The sequence below is a fragment of the Stenotrophomonas thermophila genome (assembly GCF_001499715.1).
Lineage (GTDB): Bacteria > Pseudomonadota > Gammaproteobacteria > Xanthomonadales > Xanthomonadaceae > Stenotrophomonas > Stenotrophomonas hibiscicola.
On record NZ_CVIW01000012.1, the window covers coordinates 248,942 to 269,451 of the forward strand.

The following is a 20,510-nucleotide window of genomic DNA, read 5'->3' on the forward strand; positions in this document are numbered from 1 at the left end:
CGTGGCCGGGGTACCCCAGCTCAGCGTGAAACCATTGGTGTAGCGGAGGTCGGCGCGCTCGATCGGCGCGTCCTGGCGGTTGAGCTGTGGCAGTACCTTGACGAAGCGCTGCAGGCGCGAGCGCGCATCGTCACGGCCGACCACCACTTCGATGCCGTTGCTCAGCACCAGCGACCAGCTGCCGCGTGCATCCATCGTTACCCGGCGCACATCGACGCCGGCCGGTGCGAACAATGCACGCGAGTCGCTGTACAGCTTCATCACTTCTTCGGTCTGGCTGTCCGGGCCGTCCAGTTCGGGCAACGCCAGGTCGGCCAGCTTCTTCGGCGTGGGGAACAACTTGCCCTGCTCGGAAACCAGGCGGTCGTTGCCCCAGCGCGCGAACGGCTTGTGCTCGACCAGGGTCACTTCCAGCACGTCCGGCCACTGCTTGCGCACCCGCGCGCTTTCCACCCACGGCAGTTTTTCCAGTGCGTCCTGCGCGTCCTGCAGCTTGACCGCGAAGAAGCCGGCGCGCGCATACGGCAGCAGCACCTGCTGCAGCTGCTCGGCCGGTACCCGCTTGAACTCGCCATGCACGCGCAGCTTCGCCAGCGGCCAGCGCTCGGCGCCGACCCAGCCATTGACCACGGCCACCACCGGCAGTGCAACCACCGACAGCGCCAACAGCCAGACGAAGATGCGCAGCACCGCGTTCATGCGTGCGAAGCCTCCAGGGTCTGTTCCAGCACGCGCCACACCAGTTCCTCGAAACCGATGCCGGCCTGGCGGGCCGCCTTGGGTACCAGCGAATGGCTGGTCATGCCCGGCGCGGTGTTCACCTCCAGCAGGAAGAAACGGCCGCTGCTCCGGTCGCGCATCACGTCCACGCGGCCCCAGCCACGGCAGCCGGCCGCGCGGAACGCGGCCAGCGCGATGCGCCGGATTTCCGCTTCGTCGTCACCCTCCAGGCCCGGGCAGAGGTACTGGGTGTCCTCGGCGATGTACTTGGCGTTGTAGTCGTACCACTGGCCCTTGGGCACGATGCGGATCGACGGCAGGGCAACGTCGCCGAGGATGGCCACGGTCAGCTCATCGCCCACCACCATCTGCTCCATCAGCAGCTGGCCGTCGTAGCGCGCGGCCAGGGTCACGGCCTCGTCCAGGCCAGCCTCGTCGGTGACCCGGCTGATGCCCACGCTGGAGCCTTCGTTGGCCGGCTTGACCACCACCGGCAGGCCCAGCTCGGCCGCCAGTGCATGCACCGTGGACGCGTCGACCTTGCGGTACTGCGGCGTCGGCAGGCCCAGCGACAGCCACACCTGCTTGGTGCGGATCTTGTCCATGCTCAGCGCCGAACCCAGCACGTCCGAGCCGGTGTACGGCACGCCGAAGGCGTCCATCAGGCCCTGCACGATGCCGTCCTCACCGCCACCGTTGTGGCCATGGAGGATGTTGAACACGCGATCGATGCCACCGGCGGCCAGCGCCTTGGCCAACGCCGGGATGCCATCGACGGCGAACGCATTGACGCCGCGTGACTGCAGGGCTTCGAGCACGTTGCGGCCCGAGTCCAGCGACACCTCGCGTTCGCTGGAACTGCCACCGAGCAGCACGGCGACGCGGCCGAACTCGGCTGGGTCGGTCACGCGCAGCGGCGGGAAGGTCAGCGTGCTCACGCCTCGCCCTCCCCCTTGAAGCCTTCCACCGCGATGTGGGTGGCCACGGCGCCAATATCGCCCGCCCCCATCATCAGCAGCAGGTCACCGTCCTGCAGCACGTCCGGCAGCACGCTGGCCAGTTCGGCAGCCTTGCCCACCACCACCGGCTCGCTGCGACCGCGGGCGCGGATGGCGCGGGCCAGCGCATGCGAGTCGGCACCGGCAATCGGTTCCTCACCGGCCGGGTAGACCTCGCTCAGTACCAGTGCGTCGACGCTGGACAGCACCGCAGCGAACTTGTCGAACTGGTCACGGGTGCGGCTGTAGCGGTGCGGCTGGAAGGCCACCACCAGGCGCTTGTCAGCCCAGCCACCGCGGGCCGCGGCGAACACGGCCTCCAGCTCGCTCGGGTGATGGCCGTAGTCATCGATGATACGGACCTTGGCACCACTGGCGGTGGTCACTTCGCCCAGATCGTTGAAGCGACGGCCGATACCGGCGAAGCTTTCCAACGCACGCGCGATGGCATCCGGCGCCACGCCCAGCTGCCAGCCCACTGCGGCGGCGGCCAGCGCGTTGAGCACGTTGTGCCTGCCCGGCAGCGCCAGCACCACTTCCTGGCTGGTGCCCTGCGGCAAACGCAGGGTGAAGCGCATGCGCGGCCCTTCCTGCACCACGTTCTCGGCGCGCACGTCGGCCTGCGGGCTCATGCCGTAGCTCATCACGTGACGCGGGGTTTTGGCGGCCAGCGCGGCCACTTCCGGGTCATCGATGCACAGCACGGCCAGGCCATAGAACGGCAGGCGCTGCAGGAATTCGGCGAACGCCGCCTGCACGCGGGCAAAGTCGTTGCCGTAGTTTTCCAGATGGTCGGCATCGATGTTGGTGATGATCGACATCAGCGGGTTCAGGCGCAGGAAGCTGCCATCGCTTTCGTCGGCCTCGGCCACCAGCCACTGGCCTCCGCCCAGCTTGGCGTTGGCACCGGCCGCCAGCAGCTGGCCACCGATCACGAACGTAGGGTCCAGGCCACCTTCGCTCAGCACCGCAGCAGTCAGGCTGGTGGTGGTGGTCTTGCCATGGGTACCGGCCACGGCGATGCCGCGGCGGAAGCGCATCAGCTCGGCCAGCATCGCCGCACGCGGCATGATCGGAATGCGCTGGCTGCGCGCTTCCATCAGTTCCGGGTTGTCTTCGCGGATGGCGCTGGAGACCACCACGCAATCGGTGCCCAGCACGTTGGCCGCCGAGTGGCCGCGCATGATGCGCGCGCCCAGGCTGGCCAGCCGACGGGTTGCCACGTTGTCGGCGTTGTCCGAGCCGGACACCTCATAGCCCAGCGTCAGCATCACTTCGGCGATACCGCTCATGCCGGTGCCGCCGATGCCGACGAAATGCACGCGCGGGAACGCGCGCACCAGGTCGTTGGTGTCGTGCAGGCGACGGATCATGCGCGGCCTCGCGCAGGGCAGGCGCGGTGGCATGCCTTCTTCATACAGCTTCCTCAAGAATGATATCGGCGATGCGCTCGGCGGCATCGACCTTGGCCAGGGCACGCGCGGCTTGCGCCATCTGCATGCGGCGGGCGGGATTTTCGGACAGATCGCGCAGCAGTGCGGCAATGCCGTCGGCCAGCGTTCCGTCCTGCTTCAGCAAAACCGCAGCACCGCGCTCGACCAGATACTCCGCATTGCGGGTCTGGTGATCGTCGACGGCAGCGGGGAATGGCACCAGCACACTGCCGACACCGACCGCGCACAGCTCGGCCAGCGTCGAAGCGCCCGCGCGGCACACCACCAGGTCGGCCCAGGCGAAGGCCTCGGCCATGTCGGCGATGAACGGCGTGATGTCGGCCAGCACGCCGGCCTTTGCATACGCCTCCACCGCTTCGGCGTGCATTTTCTCGCCACTCTGGTGGCGCACCTGTACCGGAATGCCGGGGCGGAGTGCGGCGATCGCCTGCGGCACGCCGGTGTTCAGTGCACGCGCGCCCTGACTGCCGCCAACCACCAGCACGCGCAGCGGTCCGTGGCGGTCGGCGAAGCGCTGTTCCGGCGGTGCGGTGGCGGCGATCTCTGCGCGCACCGGATTGCCGACGAACTCCTCACGCTCGGCGAAGGTACCCGGGAAGCCGGTGAGGAGGCGGCGCGCATAGCGCGACAGGATGCGGTTGGTCATGCCGGGCGCGCGATTCTGTTCGTGCACCAGCAGCGGGAGGCCGTGCAGGCGGGTGGCCATGCCACCGGGGCCAGAGGCAAAGCCACCGAAGGCGACCACCGCACGCGGCTGGCGCTTGCGGATGATCATGCCGGCAGCGCGCAGCGCGCGCATCAGCCGCCACGGCGCGCCCAGCAGGGCCAGCTTGCCCTTGCCGCGCAGGCCGGTGATGGCCAGCGTGTCGATTGGAATGCCGTGCTGCGGCACCAGTCGCGTTTCCATCGCGCCGTCGGCGCCCATCCAGGTCACCGGCACGCCGCGCTCGCGCAGCACGCGGGCCACAGCCAGGCCGGGAAAGATGTGACCGCCGGTGCCACCGGCCAGGATCATCACCGGGCGCACGCTATCGGTGGCCGCGCTCATGACAGCCTCCCGAAGGTCGGTTCGATACGCGACTGAAGGCGGCTGGTGCCGCGCGCGGCGTTTGCTGGAGCTGGAGCTGCGGCCGTCGCCCCGGCGCTGATCGGCGCGCTGGCGGCCACCTGCACGGCTGGCTCGCCCACCGGCTCAGCAGCTGCGTCTTCGGCACCACCGATGCGCACGGCCTGGCGGCGCTCGGCACGCTTGAGTTCATAGGACACGCGCAGCAACAGGCCCATCGCAACGCAGGTCATCAGCACCGACGAACCGCCAGAGGAAATCAGCGGCAGAGTCAGTCCCTTGGTCGGCAGGATGCCCAGGTTCACGCCGATCGAGACGAAGGTCTGCATGCTGATCCACAGGCCGATGCCGAAGGCGATGTAGCCAGAGAAGTGGCGCTTCATTTCCACGCAGCGCATGCCCAGCCAGAAGGTCCGGCCGACCAGCAGCGCGTACAGGGCCACGATCACGCAGGTGCCCAGGAAGCCGAATTCCTCGGCGGTGACCGAGAAGATGAAGTCGGTATGCGCTTCGGGCAGGTAGTACAGCTTCTGCACCGAGTTGCCCAGGCCGACGCCGGTCCACTCGCCACGGCCCACCGCCATCAGCGCGTTGGACAGCTGGTAGCCGTCGCCCTGCTGGTCGGCCCAGGGGTCCAGGAAGGAGGTGATGCGGCGCATGCGGTACGGCTCGATGATCGCCAGGGCGCTCATGCCGACCAGGCCGATGATCACCGGCATCGACATGCGCGGCATGTTCACCCCGCCCAGTACCAGCATGCCGGCGGTGATCGCCAGCAGCAGGGTGGACGAGCCGAAGTCCGGCTGCAGCAGCAACAGCACCACCAGCGCACCGGCCACGCCCAGCGGCTTGAGCATCGCCGGCCAGGTCGCGTTGACCTCGTCGCGGAAGCGCACCAGGTAGCTGGACAGCCAGACGATGTAGAGCACTTTCACCGCCTCGACCGTCTGGAACTTGGAGATGCCCAGGTTGATCCAGCGGCGCGCACCGTTGACCGTGCTGCCCAGGCCGGGTGCGAACACCGCCAGCAGCAGCACGAAGCAGCCCAGCAGCAGCATCTGGTTGTACTGCTCGATGGACTTCAGCTCGGTACGGGCGGCAACCACCGCCAGCACGATACCCACCGCCAGGAAGATCAGGTGGCGGTTGAGGTAGTAGAACGGGCTGCTCATCAGCGCGATCGAGCTGGACGCCACCATCACCACGCCAATGCCGGTGAGCGCGATGATCGCGCCCAGCAGCCACTTGTCGTAGCTGCCTTCGATGGCTTCAAGGCGTGTTGCCTGGCGGGACAGGTCGTTCATCTCAGCGCACCTTCAACGTGGCCAGGCCGATCAGCACAAGCACGACGGAGATGATCCAGAAGCGCACGATCACGCGCGGCTCCGGCCAGCCCTTCAGTTCGAAATGGTGGTGGATCGGCGCCATGCGGAACACGCGCTTGCCGGTCAGCTTGAACGAGGCCACCTGGATCATCACCGACAGCGTCTCGATGACGAACACGCCGCCCATGATCACCAGCACCAGCTCCTGGCGGGTGATCACCGCGATGGTGCCCAGCACCGCCCCCAGCGCCAGCGCGCCGATGTCGCCCATGAACACCATGGCCGGATAGGTGTTGAACCACAGGAAGCCCAGGCCCGCGCCGGCGATGGCCGCGCAGATGATGACCAGTTCGCCGGCCCCCGGGATCTGCGGGATCTGCAGGTAGTTGGCGAACACTACGTTGCCCGAGGCGTAGGCGAACACGCCCAGCGCGCAGGCCACCAGCACGGTCGGCATGATCGCCAGCCCATCCAGGCCGTCGGTCAGGTTCACCGCATTGGAGAAGCCGACGATCCAGAAGTAGGCGATCGCCACGAAGCCGATGCCGGCCAGCGGCAGCGCCACCGACTTGAACATCGGGATGTAGAAGGTCAGCGCTGCCGGCACGTCGGCTGTATGGAACAGGAACAGGCCAGCAGCCAGGCCGAAGATCGACTGCAACAGGTATTTCCAGCGCGACTTCAGCCCGTTCGGGTCGCGGCGGACGATCTTGATCCAGTCGTCATACCAGCCGATGGCACCGAAGCACAGCATCACTGCCAGCACCAGCCACACGTAGCGGTTGCGCAGGTCGGCCCACATCAGCACCGACAGGGTGACGGTCAGCAGGATCAGCGAGCCACCCATGGTCGGCGTACCGGCCTTGGAGAAATGGGTCTGCGGACCGTCCTTGCGGATCGGCTGGCCGCCCTTGAACTGGGCAAGCTTGCGGATCATCGCCGGGCCGAGCCACAGCGACAGGAACAGGGCCGTCAGCGCGGCAAGGATGGCGCGGAACGTCTGGTAGTTGAACAGCCCGAACAGGCTCTCCAACTGCTGCAACCATCGAGCCAGTTCATACAACATGCGGGGATTCCTCTCCTTGCGCCAGCAGCGCTTTGACAATCGTGTCCATGGCGCTGCCACGGGAACCCTTGACCAGGCAGCGCACGCCGGCGTGCAGCTCGTCCTTCAGCGCCTTCGACAGCGCGTCATGGGTGGCGAAATGACGGCCGCCTTCGCCGAAAGCGGTAGCGGCAGCGGCGCTGAGCGGGCCCAGCGCATACAGGCGCTTGAGGCCGGCCGATCGCGCGCGCAGCCCGGCCTGCGCGTGCAGCGCTCCGGCGTCCGGACCCAGCTCACGCATGTCGCCCAGCACCAGCCAGCCCTCTTCCGGCGCGGCGGCCAGGGCGTCGATGGCCGCGGCCAGCGAACCGGGATTGGCGTTGTAGCTGTCGTCCACCAGCACCGCGCCATTGCGCAGCAGATGGGCAATCTGGCGGCCCGGTACCGGCTGCGCCTCGGCCAGGCCAGCCGCGATCAGCGACAGATCGACACCGGCGGACAGCGCCAGGCTGGCGGCAGCCAGCGCATTGCTGACGTTGTGGCGACCCGGCAGGCCGAGCACCACGCGAGCCTCGCCGGCCGGCGAGACCAGGGTGAACTGGCTGCCCTGCGCACCTGCGCGGATGTCGCGCGCGGTCACATCAGCAGTATGTTCCAGGCCGTAGCGCAGCACGCGGCAGCGTGCCGGGGTACCGACGAAATGCTGTTCGAACCAGCGGCCGTAGGCATCGTCGGCGTTGATCACCGCCACGCCATCGGCAGGCAGTGCGGCATAGATTGCGCCCTTGGTCACGGCCACGCCAAGCAGGCTGCCCATGCGTTCCAGGTGTGCCGGGGCGATGTTGTTGACCAGGGCATAGCGCGGGCGGGCGATTTCGGTCAGGTAGGCGATATCACCCGGCTTGCCGGCGCCCATCTCGTAGACGGCGTAGTCGGCATCTTCCGGCGCATCGATCACCGCCAGCGGCAGGCCGATCTCGTTGTTGCGGTTGCCCGGGTTGGCGTAGACCACCTTGTGGGCGTGCTGGGCCACCTGCTGAAGGATCGACAGCAGCAGGCTCTTCACGCTGGTCTTGCCGTTGCTGCCGGTGATCGCGAACACCTCGGTGCCCCGGTCACGCTGCATGCCGGTGGCGATCTTCGCCAGTGCAAGCTCGCTGTCGGCCACCAGCACCTGCGGCAGCTCGACCGGCAGCAGGCGCTCGACCAGCAGCGCGCTGGCACCGCGCACCTGTGCGTCGGCGGCAAAGTCATGGCCGTCGAAGCGCTCGCCGCGCAGCGCCACATACAGGCTGCCCGGACCGAGGCTGCGGGTGTCATTGCTGACCGCGTCGATGGCCACGTCGTCGCCGTGGATCTCACCGCCGGCCCAGTGGGCGATCAGCGAAAGCAGAGTGCGCTTCACGCGGCACCCTCCCCGGCCTGCGCCTCTAGTACACCGGCCTTGGCCGCCAGTGCAGCGGCAGCCACCTCGGTGTCGTCGAAGTCATGGCGCACACCGTTCACTTCCTGGTACGGCTCGTGGCCCTTGCCAGCAATCAGGATGATGTCGCCGGCACCGGCACGCTTCACCGCCAGGCCGATCGCACGCGCGCGACTGCGCTGCACGGTCACGGCATCGGCATTCTGGAAGCCGGCCAGGATGTCGGCGACGATCACGTCACCGTCTTCGCCACGCGGATTGTCGTCGGTGACGATGACCTGGTTGGCCAGGCGCTCGGCGATCGCGGCCATCTGCGGACGCTTGCCGGTGTCACGCTCGCCGCCGCAGCCGAACACGCAGAACAGCGTACCCTGCAGGTGACCATGCAGGCTGCCAAGCGCTTGTTCCAGCGCGTCCGGGGTATGTGCATAGTCGACCACCACGGTCGGCAGGCCATTCTCGCCGCCGAGGCGGTTCATGCGGCCGCGGATCGGCTGCAGCGCCGACAGCACTTCAGCGATGCGCGGCAGCGGCTGGCCCTGTGCATGCAGGGTACCGGCCACGGCCAGCAGGTTGTCCACGTTGAAGCGGCCCAGCAGCGGCGACTGCACCGCGGCACGTTGGCCGTCGATGACCAGTTCAAACGCAATGCCACGACCATCCAGCTGCAACGCTTCGGCGCGCACGCTGGCATCGCTGGCACCACGCGAACTCAGGCCGATCGGCTGCACGCCCACCGGCAGGCCGGCGAACAGCTGGCGACCGAAGGCGTCGTCCAGATTGATCACCGCTGCCTTCAGGCCCGGGCGATGGAACAGCCGCGCCTTGGCCGCGCCGTAGCTGGCCATGTCGCCGTGGTAATCCAGGTGATCGCGGGTGAGGTTGGTGAACACCGCCACGTCGTAGTGCACGGCATCGACGCGACCCTGGTCCAGCGCGTGCGAGCTGACCTCCATCGCCACCGCGCGCGCACCGGCGTCGCGCAGCTGTGCCAGCAGCGCATGCATCTGCAGCACCAGCGGCGTGGTGAAACCGGTCGGCTCGACCGCACCATAAAGTCCGGCGCCCAACGTGCCGATACTGCCACTGGGCGTTCCGAGCAGGTGCCAGGCCTGGGCCAGCAGCTGCACGGTGGAAGTCTTGCCGTTGGTGCCGGTCACGCCCACCATCGCCATCGCCCGCGACGGCGCGCCATGGAACTGGTCGGCCATCGCACCCATGCGTGCGCGCAGGCCCGGCACGGCGATCGCATCGGCTGGCGCCGGCAGTTCGGCCGGTGCCGGGGGCTCGAACAGGATGGCGCTGGCACCGGCCGCGCGGGCCTGCTCGACAAAGTTCAGGCCATGCGCGCCGAAACCGGCGATGGCGACGAAGGCATTGCCGGGACGCACGGCGCGGCTGTCCAGCGCCAGCCCGGTCAGAACGGGATCATGGCCCGCCAGGGCCACGTCCGGAAGCAACTGCGAAAGCAACATCGAAGGACTCATTGCGTGCCTCCCGTAACGGGAGGCGTCTGGGCGTGCGCGCTCGGCAGCGCAGCATCGAATTCAGCGGCGGCATCCACCGGCAGCGCGGTCTCGGCCGGCGGTGCGGGCAGGATCGAGGCCGAGTGGCCGACCTTGCCGGACTGCTGTGCGGCCAGCCACGACTGCAGGTCATCCAGCGGCACGTCCATCAGGCGCAGTGTGCCCTCCATCACGTTGTGATAGACCGGCGCCGACACCAGGCCGCCGTAGAACTTGCCGGCCTGCGGATCGTTGATGACGATGACGGTGGCGAAGCGCGGGTTGGTGGCCGGCACCACACCGGCAAACAGCGCGTTGTAATGGCCACGCTCGTAACCACCCGGGCCGGTCTTGCGCGCGGTACCGGTCTTGCCGGCTACGCGGTAACCCAGCACTGCTGCCTGCTTGGCGCCGCCCTGGGTGACCACCGTTTCCATCATCGCCACCACCTGCCTGGCGACGCTCTCGTCGATGATCTGATGCGCTTCGTTGCGCTGGCCCTTGACGAAGGTCGGCGCGATCAACTTGCCGCCATTGGCCAGCGCCGAGTAGGCGGTGGCGATCTGCAGCGGCGTCACGTTCAGGCCGTAGCCGTAGGACATGGTGGTCTTGGTGGCACCGTCCCAGTTGGCCGGGCGCCGCACCACGCCACCGGATTCACCCGGGAACCCGCTGTGCGGCACCGAGCCGTAGCCGAAACGGCGCACGCCGTCATAGAACACCTGGTCCGGCATCTTTGCCGCGACCTTGGCCGCGCCGATGTTGGAACTGCGGGTGATCACGCCGGTCACGTTCAGCACGCCGTTGTTGCGCGGCACGTCGCGGATGGTGAAGCGGGCCACCTGCATGTAACCCGGGTTGGTATCGATGATGGTGTCCTTGGTCACCGCACCGGCCTGCAGCGCCGTGGCAATCGTCAACGGCTTCATCGTCGAACCCGGCTCGACCAGGTCGGTCACCGCACGGTTGCGGCGCGCATCGGGCAGCGCGCCGGTCAGCGAATTCGGGTTGTAGGTGGGCAGGTTGACCATGGCCAGGATCTCGCCGGTGTTCACGTCCATGATCACCATCGAACCGCCGGCCGCCTTGTTGGCCACCAGCGCGTTGCGCAGTTCCTTGAACGCCAGGTACTGGATGCGGCGGTCGATGCTGAGCGTCAGGTCCTTGCCCGGTTCGGCGGCGCGCAGCAGATCGCTTTCGACGGTCTCGCCCTTGCGGTTGCGGATCACCCGCTTGGCACCGGCCTTGCCGCGCAGCCATTCGTCGAACGCCAGCTCCAGGCCTTCCTGGCCGCGGTCGTCGATGTTGGTGAAGCCCAGCACGTGCGCCATCGCCTCACCCTGCGGGTAGAAGCGGCGGAACTCGCGCTGCGCCGCCACGCCCGGAATCTTCAGCGCGACCACCTTCTCTGCCTCGTCCGGATTGATCCGGCGGCGCAGGTACATGAATTCCTTGTCCGACTTCTGCGACAGGCGGCTGCTCAGCTCATCCACCGACATGCCGACCGCCTGGGCCAGCTCGGGGATGCGCTCGGGCGAACGCAGCAGGTCCTGCGGGTTGACCCAGATCGAGGCGACCGGGGTGGACACCGCCAGCGGCTCGCCGTTGCGGTCGGTGATCATGCCGCGCGAGGTCTTGATCGGCAGCTCGCGCAGGTAGCGGGCCTCGCCCTGGCGCTGGTAGAAGTCGCTGTTGATGATCTGCACGTACGCCGCGCGACCGACCAGCGACACCGAGCACAGGCCGAGCGCCAGCGCGACCCAGCGCAGGCGCTGGCGCAGGTTGAAGGCGTTGCGCGGGCGGTTGCGGCCGGTCTTGCTCATGGCCGCACCACCACGATGTCAGCGGCCTCGGGGAACTTCATGCCCAGCTTCTCGCGGGCGATGCGATCAACACGGTTGGCTTCGGCCAGGGTGGCCTGTTCCAGCTGCAGGCGGCCGAACTCCAGGTTGATGTCATCGCGCTTGCGCTCGGCGCGCGACAGTTCGATGAACGTTTGCCGGTGACGATGACGCACGAACACGACGCCGATCGCCGAGGCCACGGTGGAAGCCAGCAGGATGATCAGCAGCAACCGGCTCATGCGTCGGCCTCCCGCTTCTGGGCCACGCGCAGCACGGCGCTGCGGGCACGCGGGTTGGCGGCCAGCTCTTCGTCGGTGGCCTTGATGGCACCGCCGATCAGGTCCAGCGTCGGCACGAACGCGACCGCCTCGGGCAGGCGGCGGTTGGCCGGCGGCGCTTTGGCCAGGCCGTTCATGTACTGCTTGACGATGCGGTCTTCCAGCGAATGAAAGCTGATCACCGCCAAGCGACCGCCGGGCTTGAGCCGTTCCACCGCCGCATCGAGCCCGGCTTCGAGATCGGCCAGCTCGCGGTTGGTGTGAATGCGGATGGCCTGGAAGCTGCGCGTGGCCGGGTGGATCTTGTCTTTCCCACGCGGCATCACCGAGGCGATCAGCTCGGCCAGTTCGGCGGTGCGGGAGAAGGGCTGCTTCTCACGGCGGGCCACGATGGCACGGGCGATGCGGCGGCTCTGGCGCTCTTCGCCGTAGGTCCACAGCACATCGGCGATCTCGCGCTCTTCCACGCGGTTGATCCACTGCGCGGCGCTTTCACCGCTGTCCGGATCCATGCGCATGTCCAGCGGGCCGTCCTTGCCGAAGCTGAAGCCACGTTCGGCCACGTCCAGCTGCGGCGACGACACGCCGAGGTCGAACAGCACGCCGTCCAGGCCTTCGGCCGTCGCATCCCACTGCAGCAGCTGGGCGAAGCTGCCACGGAAGATGGACACGCGCGGGTCCGGCGCGAAATCGCGCTCGGCAACGGCGATGGCTTCCGGATCCTTGTCCATGACCAGCAGGCGCCCCTCGGGACCGAGCTGGGTGAGCACGCCACGTGCATGACCGCCACGACCGAACGTGCCATCCAGATAACGTCCGTTTTCGATCACCCTCAGGCCTTCAAGGACCTGGGTGTACAGGACCGGCAGGTGCACCGCCGGCGACTGCGACACCGGAAGGTGACCGGTCTGCGCTTCTGGGCGCATCCGGGCACCCCGGCTCACAACTTCAGGTCGAGCAACCCATCACCCAGATCCTCGTCAGACAACGTCTGCTGGATCAGGGCCCGATGCGCCTGCTCGCTCCACAATTCGAACTTGTCGCCCATACCGAGCAATACCGCCTTCTTTTCAATGCCCACCGCACCGCGGTGGCTGGCGGGGATGCTGATGCGACCGTTGCCGTCCAGTTCCAGATGGGCGGCCGAGCCGACCAGCTTCTGCTGCAACAGGCGCACGACGCGCTGGGTGTTGGGCTTGGACATGACGTCGTCGCGGACCCGCTCCCATTCCGACTCTGCATACAGCCACAGGCAGCCGGCTTCGAACGGGTTGTAGGTCAGCACGAGACGGTTGTTGCTGGCGCGCGCGACGAGGTCGCGGTAAGCGGTGGGAACCGCCATGCGCCCTTTATCGTCAACTGTGATGGCCGTCTCGCCCTGGAACACGACGCGTGCACCTATCCTTCGCCCGGTGAAACATTGAACCACGAAAACCCACAAAACACCCGGATTTCCCTCTGATGCCCACCTTAGCAGCGGCCGAAGGGTTGTCAACAACTTTTCAGCGGGGAAATCGCCAGCCGCATCAATGGCTTGCAACAACCTTTAGAGAATTGTTCAAGGCTTATCCACAAGTTGCTGATCCGTCTCAATTTTTGAGATTGAACGGAAGTTCAGGGCTGTGGACAGCGCGTGAAACACCTGCTGCGCATTCATCCGCAAGCGCCCGGAAACGCCGCCGGACTGCGCAAACCATGCACAATGAACCCATGTGCCTGCTCGCTCTTGGCTGGATGCACCACCCGCGCTGGCGGCTGGTGATGACCGGCAACCGTGATGAGTTCCACGCCCGCCCCACCGCGGCGCTGGCCCCCTGGCAGGATGAGACCTCCGTCATCGGGGGACGCGACCTGCGCTCCGGCGGTGGCTGGGCCGGCGTCGGCGCCTCGGGCCGGATGGCGGTGGTCACCAACGTCCGCGACCCGCTGGCGGCCCAGAGCGGTCCGTCGCGCGGGACACTGGTGGCCGACTTCCTGCGCGGCCGCGACCCGGCGGCCGTGCATATTGATCGCCTGGCGACCGTGGCTGGCGCCTACGCCCCGTTCAATCTGTTGCTGGCCGATAGCAACAGCCTGGAGTACCTGGGCAACCATCCCGCCGAACGGCAGACGCTTGGCCCGGGCGTGCATGGCATGTCCAACGGCGCGCTGGACGCACCCTGGCCGAAGACCCGGCGGCTGATGGCCGCGCTGTCGGCATGGCTGGAAGCGGACGGGGTCAGATCCCTTTGGCAACGCGATAGGGATCTGACCCCAGACCTGACCCCGCTCTGGGATGCCCTGGCCGATGAACACCGCCCCGCCGACAGCGACCTGCCCGACACCGGCATCGGCCTGGAACGCGAGCGCTGGCTGAGCCCGGCCTTCATCCGCGGCGACGACTACGGCACCCGCGCCAGCACCGTGCTGCTGATTGATGCCGACGGCCACGGCGAAATCCACGAGCGCCGCTTCGGCCCGCAGGGAGTCCCCAGCGGACAGAGCCACGTCATTTTCTGACCGAGTAATGCCGGCCGCTGGCCGGCATCTCTTTCCAGCAGGGTAGTGCCGGCCGCTGGCCGGCAGCTCTGCGATGTCTGGACAGATTTTGCGTCTCGCACTGTGTCTATAAATGCCGCCCGCAACCTCCCTAGGTGGTCATGCCCGGCACCATGCCGCGCGATCCACATCCACATGGAGGACCCATGCGCCGCATCCTCATCCTGCTCGCCACCCACCTGCTCACCCTAGGCCTGGGCTTCGGCCTGGGCGTGTACTTCCTGCCGATCCTGATCGCCCCCGATGACCCGCCGGCCGCCCAGGTACAGGCCGCGATGAAGGACGCCACCTACCGCACCACCTTCCGCCGCGACCTGAAGGGCAGCGACGCAGTGCACTGGGCCGAAGGCAAGGTCAGTGTCAGCGCCACCCAGGTCGCCTTCGACGGGAAGATGGGACCGGGCCCGGATTACAAGGTGTACCTGGTCCGTGACTTCGTCGACAACAAGGCCGACTTCCTGAAGATCAAGGCGCAGGCTCAGCGCATCGGCGAAGTGAAGACCTTCAACCGCTTCCTGGTCGAGGTGCCCGCGAACGTGGATGTGGACGACTACACCACCGTCGTGGTGTGGTGCGAGCGCTTCTCGCAGTTCATTTCCGCCGGGCAGTACCGCACGCCGGGCTGAGGACCGCGCGACGTCGAGGTGGTGCGCGGTTCATGCCTATGGAAGAAAGAGGCGGAGCCGGCCGATAAGCCGGGTTCTGTCGTGGACAGTCATTCCTCTAGGCGTTACGTCACCGCAACGCTCAAGCAACCTACCCGGATCCAACGCGGGCCGCGCCAAAGGATCCCTATTTGGTCTTGCTCCAGGTGGGGTTTGCCGTGCCGGTCTGTTGCCAGACTCGCGGTGCGCTCTTACCGCACCATTTCACCCTTACCGGCCTTCCGAAGAAGACGTAGGCGGTATCTTTCTGTTGCACTTTCCGTCGGCTTGCGCCGCCCAGGCGTTACCTGGCACCTTGCCCTATGGAGCCCGGACTTTCCTCGGCACCCCCGAAGGGATGACGCGACTGTCTGGCCGGCTCCGCCAGCGCACATTCTAGCCTACGCACGCCCATCCTGCCGTGCTGATCGCGGCAGCCGGTTCATCCATCCACGCGTGGCGTGGATCTACCGATGCCGCTGCCTTGGTGGGTGCGGATTCCGATCCGGTGGGTGCGGACCTTGGTCCGCACGATCCATCAACTCCCGTACAGCGCCTTGCGCGGCGCGCCGGTCAACTCAGCAGCCAGCCTGGCGGCGGTCGACGGCGGCAGATGCTCGCTCAGCTTGGCGTAGACACGTCGGCCATGCGCCAGCTGCGCTTCCTCGTCGTCACCGGCACCCTGCACCATCACCACGAACTCGCCCTTGCGCTGGTTGTCGTCGGCCTCGACTTGGGCCAGCAGGCCCGCCAGGTCGCCATCAAGCACGGTCTCGAACAGCTTGGTCAGCTCGCGGGCCAGCACCGCCGGGCGCTCGCCGCCGAAGATCGCCGCCATGTCGGCCAGCGACTCGGCGATGCGGTGCGAGGATTCGTAGAACACCATCGTGCGCACTTCACCGGCCAGCGCCTGCAGCCGGTCGCGGCGGCCGCTGGCCTTGGCCGGCAGGAAACCCTCGAAGCTGAAGCGGTCGCTGGGCAGGCCGGCCACGCTCAGCGCGGCGATGGCGGCACAGGCCCCCGGGATCGGGCTGACCTTGATGCCGGCCGCGCGCGCGGCACGCACCAGGCGGAACCCCGGATCGCTGACCAGCGGGGTGCCGGCATCGCTGACCAGCGCCAGCGACTCACCGGCCTGCAGGCGCGACACCAGGCGCTGGGCCAGGGCCTCTTCATTGTGTTCGTGCAGGGCCACCAATGGCTGCTGGATGCCGAAATGGGACAGCAGCTGGCCACTGCGGCGGGTGTCTTCGGCACAGATGGCCGCCACCGAGCGCAGCACCTCCTGCGCGCGCGGGCTCAGATCGGCCAGGTTGCCGATCGGGGTGGCGACGACGTACAGGGTTGGCACACTCATTTCAGCGGTACTCACGGGGCAAGGGTAGAATCGTAGCGTGTACCCGGCCAAGGCCGCTGCCCTCATCGCATGGACCCGATCATGAACAAGCCCGCCGCACGGATCTCCGCCCTGTCGCTGTCGTTGATGCTGCTGGCCGGCTGTGCCACCACCAGCCTGACCAGCGCGCCCGAATCGCCGGCCCAGAGCCAGGCGCTGGCGCTGATCGAACAAGGCAAACCGCGCGACGCCGCCCTGCAGCTGGAAGCGCTGGCCGCAACCCTGAAAGGTGGCGCCCGCAGCAACGCCCTGGCCGATGCCGCCTGGGCCTGGCACCTGGCCGGCGACAGTGCCCGCGCGCGCAGCCTGCTTGGCCAGCTCACCGCCCGCCAGCTGTCCGGCGCCAGCCTGCAGCGCTACCAGCTGACCGGCGCCGAGCTGGCACTGGCCGACAAGCAGCCGGCGCAGGCCCTGGCCCTGCTGAAGGAACAGGGCGACAACGTCTTCCCCGCGCTGCGCACGCGCTGGCACGTAGCCCGCGCCAACGCGCTGCAGGGCACCGGCGATGCCTTCGGCGCCGCCACCGAACGTGCCCGCGCCCATGCCAGCCTGACCGGCAGCGCGCGCAGCGAGAACCAGGCGGCCATCGCCGGCCTGCTCGGCACCCTCGACGATGCCACCCTGCGCAACCGGGCTGCCGCACTGCCGGCCAACGACCCGCTATACAACTTCGCCGGCCGCGCACTGATCGCGCGCGGCCTGCCGCTGCCGCGCCCGTTCGACCGCGATGGCGCCGCCCAGTTCGACACCAGCAAGCGCCCGCCGGCGATGAGCGACGGTTACCGCCCGCCCGCCAAGCTGGCCGTGCTGCTGCCGCTCAGCGGCCGCCTGGCCACTGCCGCACAGCCGGTGCGCGATGGCCTGTTGAGCGCCTACTACGGTGAAAGCCGCCGCCGCCCGGACATCAACTTCTTCGACACCGCCGGCACCCCGGCCGGCGCCCTGGCCGCCTATGACAAGGCCGTCGCCTCCGGTGCCGACTTCGTAGTCGGTCCGCTGGGCCGCGACGAAGTGGACGCCGTGTACGGCCGCCAGCAGCTGCAGGTGCCGGTGCTGGCGCTGAACCGCGGCAAGGACGCACCGCCGGCCGGCAGCGCCGGCTTCTCGCTGGCACCGGAAGACGACGGTATCGTCGCCGCCGAATACCTGCGTGGCCGCGAGCGCGGCAAGGCGCTGGTGATCAACAGCGCCGACGATACCGGCCGCCGTGCCGCCGCGGCCTTCGCCCAGCGCTTTGCCCAGCGTGGCGGCCAGGTGGTGGCCACCGTCGGCGTCAGCGACGCGGTTGGCGATGTCGGCGGGCAGGTGCGCAATGCCGGCCAGGTCGATGCCGTGTTCCTCGCCGTGCGCGCCCCGCAGGCCCGCCTGCTGGCGCCGCAGCTGGCGCTGGCCGGTGCCGGCGGCGCCACCCGCGTTGGCACCTCGCAGCTGACCGTCGGCAGCGGCAAGGTGGAAGAAGACGTGGCGCTGGACGGCATCGTCTACCCGAACGAAGCCTGGAACGTGCGCAGCGTGTCCGGCCTGCCCTCGGCCAGCCAGGTCGCCAGCACTCTGCCCAGCGCACGTGGTGCCGCCGGCCGCCTGTTCGCCTTCGGCGCCGATGCCTGGAAGATCACCGCCTACCTGGACAAGCTGTCCAACGAAGGCGGCCTGGACGGTGCCACCGGCACCCTGTTCCTGGACAGCAATGGCAACATCCTGCGCCAGCCGGCCTGGTCGACCTTCAATGGCGGCCGGCCGATGCCGATCGTCGGTGGTCGCTGAGCGCAGCCAACGGGGCTCGGCGGTGGAAGCGGCCGCCGAGCAGCACCTGCAACAGGCCGGACTGCAGCCGCGTGCGCGCAACGTGCGCTATCGCGGCGGTGAACTGGACCTGGTGATGGACGATGCCGGCACCGTGGTGTTCGTGGAAGTGCGCTACCGTGCGCGATCGGATTTCGGCGGTGGCGCCGCTTCGGTGGATGTGCGCAAGTGTCGACGCGTGGCGCATGCCGCGTTGCTGTACCTGCAGGACCATCCCGCGCTGGCCGATGCACCCTGCCGTTTTGATGTGGTCGACGCCACGGGTGAACCGCCGCAGTTGAACTGGCTGCGTGATGCGTTCCGGTTGGATGATTGCTGATGTGTACCGTCCGCTCTGGCAGAGGCCGACCTTGGTCGGCGCTTCTGTGCCAACCAAGGTTGGCACCTACCAGCGCGCAGCCTGGCCGGCACTACCACGGTGCGTGACTGATGCCTTCGATCATCACCCATGCCGCTGTGCCGTTGGCGCTGTGGTGCGCCGCGGATCGTGGCCGCATTCCGGCATGGCTGCTGGCTGCCGGTGTGGTCGCCGCGATGCTGCCCGATGCCGATGTACTGGCCTTTGCCCTGCACATTCCCTATGCCGATGCGTTCGGCCATCGCGGTGCCAGCCATTCGTTGTTGTTTGCCGGGGTGTTGGCGGTGCTGGCCGCGGTGTGGGCGTTCTTTGGTAGTCGCCGGCCTTGGTCGGCGGATGTGTGCCAACCAAGGTTGGCATCTACCGTACAAGCCGCTGTATTCGTCTTCGTCTGCGCCGCCAGCCATCCGCTGCTGGATGCGATGACCTCCGGCGGCCTCGGCGTCGCGCTGGCCTGGCCGTGGAGTGAACACCGCTTCTTCGCGCCGTGGCGCCCCATCCGCGTGTCACCGTTCGCGCCCCGGTTCTTCAGCGCGCGCGGCATCGCCACCCTGCTCTCCGAACTGCGCTGGGTGTGGCTGCCGCTGGCCGGCGCCGTTGTTGCCTGGAAACTGATCCAACCTGCCCCTGCTGTCCCGCGAGATCCCTCATGAGTACTGCCCTGCCCGCTGCCTTGGTTGCCGAACTGTCTACCCTGCTGGGCGCGGAGGGGTGGCGCATGGATGACAACGCGCTGGAGGCGAACGCGCAGGACAACTCGTGGCGCCACCAGCGCCCTGCCGCCGTCGCGCTGCCTGCCAATGTTGAACAGGTACAGGCCCTGGTGCGCGCCTGCCGTGCACATCACGTGGCGCTGGTCGCGCGCGGCGCGGGCACCGGCACCACCGGCGCTGCCGTGCCGTTGCCGGGCAGCATCGCGCTGTCGTTCACCCGCATGGACCGCATCGTCGAGATCCGTGCCGGTGATCGCTGCGCCGTGGTGCAGCCGGGCGTGCTCAATGGCGCCCTGCAGCAGGCGCTGGCACCGCACGGCCTGTTCTGGGCACCGGACCCGTCCAGCGCGGAGATCTGCAGTGTGGGCGGCAACCTGGCCTGCAACGCCGGTGGCCCACGCGCGGTGAAGTACGGCACCAGCCGCGACAACGTACTCGGCCTGGTGGCGGTGACCGGCACCGGTGAGGTGATCCGCTGCGGTGGTGCCTACACCAAGGATTCCACCGGCTACGACCTCACCCACCTGCTGGTCGGCAGCGAAGGCACGCTGGCACTGATCGTGGAAGCCACCTTGAAGCTAACCCCGTTGCCGGTCAGCCAGGCCGGCCTGCGTGTGCTGTACCGCGATGCCGATGCGGCCGCCGCCGCAGTGTCACGCCTGATGTCGCAGCCGGTGGTACCCACGCGCCTGGAATTCATGGATGCCCGCAGCCTTGAGCTGCTGCGCCTCAACGGTGCGGAAGTACCCGACGCTGGCGCGATGCTGCTGGTGGAAGCCGACGGTGACCACGACACCCTGCCCTATCTGCTGCAGGCGCTGGCCAGCGCCGCTGAAGGTGACGGCATGATCGAACTGGACGTGGCGATGGAAGGGCGCGCACGCGACCAGCTGTGGGCCGCACGCAAGGCCTTGTCGCCCGCACTGCGCAGCGTCGCGCCGGGCAAGATCAATGAAGACGTAGTAGTGCCGGTGTCGCGCATTCCGGAACTGGTGGCCGGCGTACAGGCGTTGGCGCGCGAATACACGCTGACCATCGTCACCTTCGGTCATGCCGGCAACGGCAACCTGCACGTCAATATCCTGTATCACCCTGAGGATGCCGACGAGAACGCGCGCGCGCATGCCGCGCTGCCGAAGATCTTCGAGCTGACACTGGCACTGGGCGGCACGTTGTCGGGCGAACACGGCATCGGCCTGGCCAAGCGCGATTTCATGGCGCAGGCCTTCACCCCGGAAACGCTGGCGGCGATGCGTGCGATCAAGGCCGCGCTGGACCCGGATGGCATCCTCAACCCGGGCAAGGTGCTGCCGCCGGCATAGATCGCGCGCACTCCTGTAGAGCCGAGCCATGCTCGGCTCACCGCGCGCAGCGCGGACTTCCCGCCTGCGGAACGAAGA

At 68.0% G+C, this 20,510-nt stretch carries 18 protein-coding genes, 1 other RNA gene and 1 pseudogene; 6 read left to right on the forward strand and 14 right to left on the reverse strand.

What is annotated here, in order from left to right; genetic code table 11:
* Window positions 1-21 precede the first annotated feature (21 nt).
* The 12 genes and pseudogenes from BN1263_RS07895 to mraZ form a co-directional block, all read right to left on the reverse strand.
* Window positions 22-699 (reverse strand): annotated as a pseudogene (locus BN1263_RS07895) (cell division protein FtsQ/DivIB); the annotation flags it as partial.
* Entirely contained in the window at window positions 696-1,658 is a 963-nt protein-coding gene (locus BN1263_RS07900) for a D-alanine--D-alanine ligase (RefSeq protein WP_058980420.1), read from the reverse strand. The pseudogene BN1263_RS07895 and the gene BN1263_RS07900, both read right to left, overlap by 4 nt.
* Entirely contained in the window at window positions 1,655-3,091 is a 1,437-nt protein-coding gene (murC, locus tag BN1263_RS07905; RefSeq protein ID WP_058980421.1) for a UDP-N-acetylmuramate--L-alanine ligase, read from the reverse strand. Before murC ends, BN1263_RS07900 begins: the two co-directional genes overlap by 4 nt.
* A 40-nt stretch (window positions 3,092-3,131) precedes the next feature.
* A complete protein-coding gene (gene murG / locus BN1263_RS07910) occupies window positions 3,132-4,220 on the reverse strand; it encodes an undecaprenyldiphospho-muramoylpentapeptide beta-N-acetylglucosaminyltransferase (protein WP_058980422.1) in 1,089 nt (362 codons plus the stop codon).
* On the reverse strand, window positions 4,217-5,542 hold the full coding sequence (gene ftsW, locus BN1263_RS07915; RefSeq protein ID WP_058980423.1) for a putative lipid II flippase FtsW: 1,326 nt from the start codon (window positions 5,540-5,542) through the stop codon (window positions 4,217-4,219). Before ftsW ends, murG begins: the two co-directional genes overlap by 4 nt.
* Window position 5,543: 1 nt before the next feature.
* Window positions 5,544-6,629, reverse strand: a complete 1,086-nt coding sequence (gene mraY / locus BN1263_RS07920) for a phospho-N-acetylmuramoyl-pentapeptide-transferase (RefSeq protein ID WP_019661070.1) — start codon at window positions 6,627-6,629, stop codon at window positions 5,544-5,546.
* Window positions 6,619-8,013 (reverse strand): UDP-N-acetylmuramoyl-tripeptide--D-alanyl-D-alanine ligase, encoded by a 1,395-nt coding sequence (locus BN1263_RS07925; RefSeq protein WP_058980424.1) that lies wholly within the window; start codon window positions 8,011-8,013, stop codon window positions 6,619-6,621. The genes mraY and BN1263_RS07925 overlap by 11 nt, the downstream gene beginning before the upstream one ends.
* Window positions 8,010-9,518 carry a UDP-N-acetylmuramoyl-L-alanyl-D-glutamate--2,6-diaminopimelate ligase gene (locus BN1263_RS07930; RefSeq protein WP_058980425.1) on the reverse strand — a complete coding sequence of 503 codons (1,509 nt, stop codon included), beginning with the start codon at window positions 9,516-9,518 and terminating at the stop codon, window positions 8,010-8,012. Before BN1263_RS07930 ends, BN1263_RS07925 begins: the two co-directional genes overlap by 4 nt.
* Window positions 9,515-11,359 (reverse strand): peptidoglycan D,D-transpeptidase FtsI family protein, encoded by a 1,845-nt coding sequence (locus BN1263_RS07935; RefSeq protein ID WP_019661067.1) that lies wholly within the window; start codon window positions 11,357-11,359, stop codon window positions 9,515-9,517. The genes BN1263_RS07930 and BN1263_RS07935 overlap by 4 nt, the downstream gene beginning before the upstream one ends.
* Window positions 11,356-11,619, reverse strand: coding sequence for a cell division protein FtsL (gene ftsL, locus BN1263_RS07940; RefSeq protein ID WP_005412242.1), 264 nt, complete (start codon window positions 11,617-11,619; stop codon window positions 11,356-11,358). The genes BN1263_RS07935 and ftsL overlap by 4 nt, the downstream gene beginning before the upstream one ends.
* The gene (rsmH, locus tag BN1263_RS07945; RefSeq protein ID WP_058980426.1) at window positions 11,616-12,584 is read right to left on the reverse strand and encodes a 16S rRNA (cytosine(1402)-N(4))-methyltransferase RsmH; all 969 of its coding nucleotides are present in this window, start codon (window positions 12,582-12,584) and stop codon (window positions 11,616-11,618) included. Before rsmH ends, ftsL begins: the two co-directional genes overlap by 4 nt.
* Window positions 12,585-12,598: 14 nt before the next feature.
* Window positions 12,599-13,045: a division/cell wall cluster transcriptional repressor MraZ gene (gene mraZ / locus BN1263_RS07950; RefSeq protein WP_004143635.1), complete on the reverse strand. Its 447-nt coding sequence runs from the start codon at window positions 13,043-13,045 to the stop codon at window positions 12,599-12,601.
* A gap of 323 nt (window positions 13,046-13,368) precedes the next feature.
* Between mraZ and BN1263_RS07955 the strand changes: the two genes are divergently transcribed.
* Entirely contained in the window at window positions 13,369-14,157 is a 789-nt protein-coding gene (locus BN1263_RS07955; RefSeq protein WP_058980427.1) for an NRDE family protein, read from the forward strand.
* A gap of 185 nt (window positions 14,158-14,342) precedes the next feature.
* Window positions 14,343-14,822 (forward strand): DM13 domain-containing protein, encoded by a 480-nt coding sequence (locus tag BN1263_RS07960; protein ID WP_058980428.1) that lies wholly within the window; start codon window positions 14,343-14,345, stop codon window positions 14,820-14,822.
* Window positions 14,823-14,871: 49 nt separating this feature from the next.
* On the opposite strand, the gene rnpB is transcribed toward BN1263_RS07960, so the two are convergent.
* Both rnpB and rsmI read right to left on the reverse strand, forming a co-directional pair.
* Window positions 14,872-15,223, reverse strand: an RNA gene (gene rnpB, locus BN1263_RS08350) — RNase P RNA component class A.
* Window positions 15,224-15,378: 155 nt separating this feature from the next.
* The gene (gene rsmI / locus BN1263_RS07965) at window positions 15,379-16,197 is read right to left on the reverse strand and encodes a 16S rRNA (cytidine(1402)-2'-O)-methyltransferase (protein ID WP_058980429.1); all 819 of its coding nucleotides are present in this window, start codon (window positions 16,195-16,197) and stop codon (window positions 15,379-15,381) included.
* 81 nt (window positions 16,198-16,278) lie between these two features.
* Here rsmI and BN1263_RS07970 point away from each other — a divergent pair, with 81 nt between their 5' ends.
* The 4 genes from BN1263_RS07970 to BN1263_RS07985 all read left to right on the forward strand — a co-directional run bounded on the left by BN1263_RS07970 (window position 16,279) and on the right by BN1263_RS07985 (window position 20,432).
* Complete coding sequence (locus tag BN1263_RS07970) at window positions 16,279-18,000, forward strand: penicillin-binding protein activator (RefSeq protein ID WP_058980482.1); 1,722 nt, start codon at window positions 16,279-16,281, stop codon at window positions 17,998-18,000.
* Window positions 17,990-18,358, forward strand: a complete 369-nt coding sequence (locus BN1263_RS07975) for a YraN family protein (RefSeq protein WP_186008954.1) — start codon at window positions 17,990-17,992, stop codon at window positions 18,356-18,358. The genes BN1263_RS07970 and BN1263_RS07975 overlap by 11 nt, the downstream gene beginning before the upstream one ends.
* 110 nt (window positions 18,359-18,468) lie before the next feature.
* Window positions 18,469-19,050: a metal-dependent hydrolase gene (locus tag BN1263_RS07980; protein ID WP_058980431.1), complete on the forward strand. Its 582-nt coding sequence runs from the start codon at window positions 18,469-18,471 to the stop codon at window positions 19,048-19,050.
* Entirely contained in the window at window positions 19,047-20,432 is a 1,386-nt protein-coding gene (locus BN1263_RS07985; RefSeq protein ID WP_058980432.1) for an FAD-binding oxidoreductase, read from the forward strand. Before BN1263_RS07980 ends, BN1263_RS07985 begins: the two co-directional genes overlap by 4 nt.
* Window positions 20,433-20,510 lie beyond the last annotated feature (78 nt).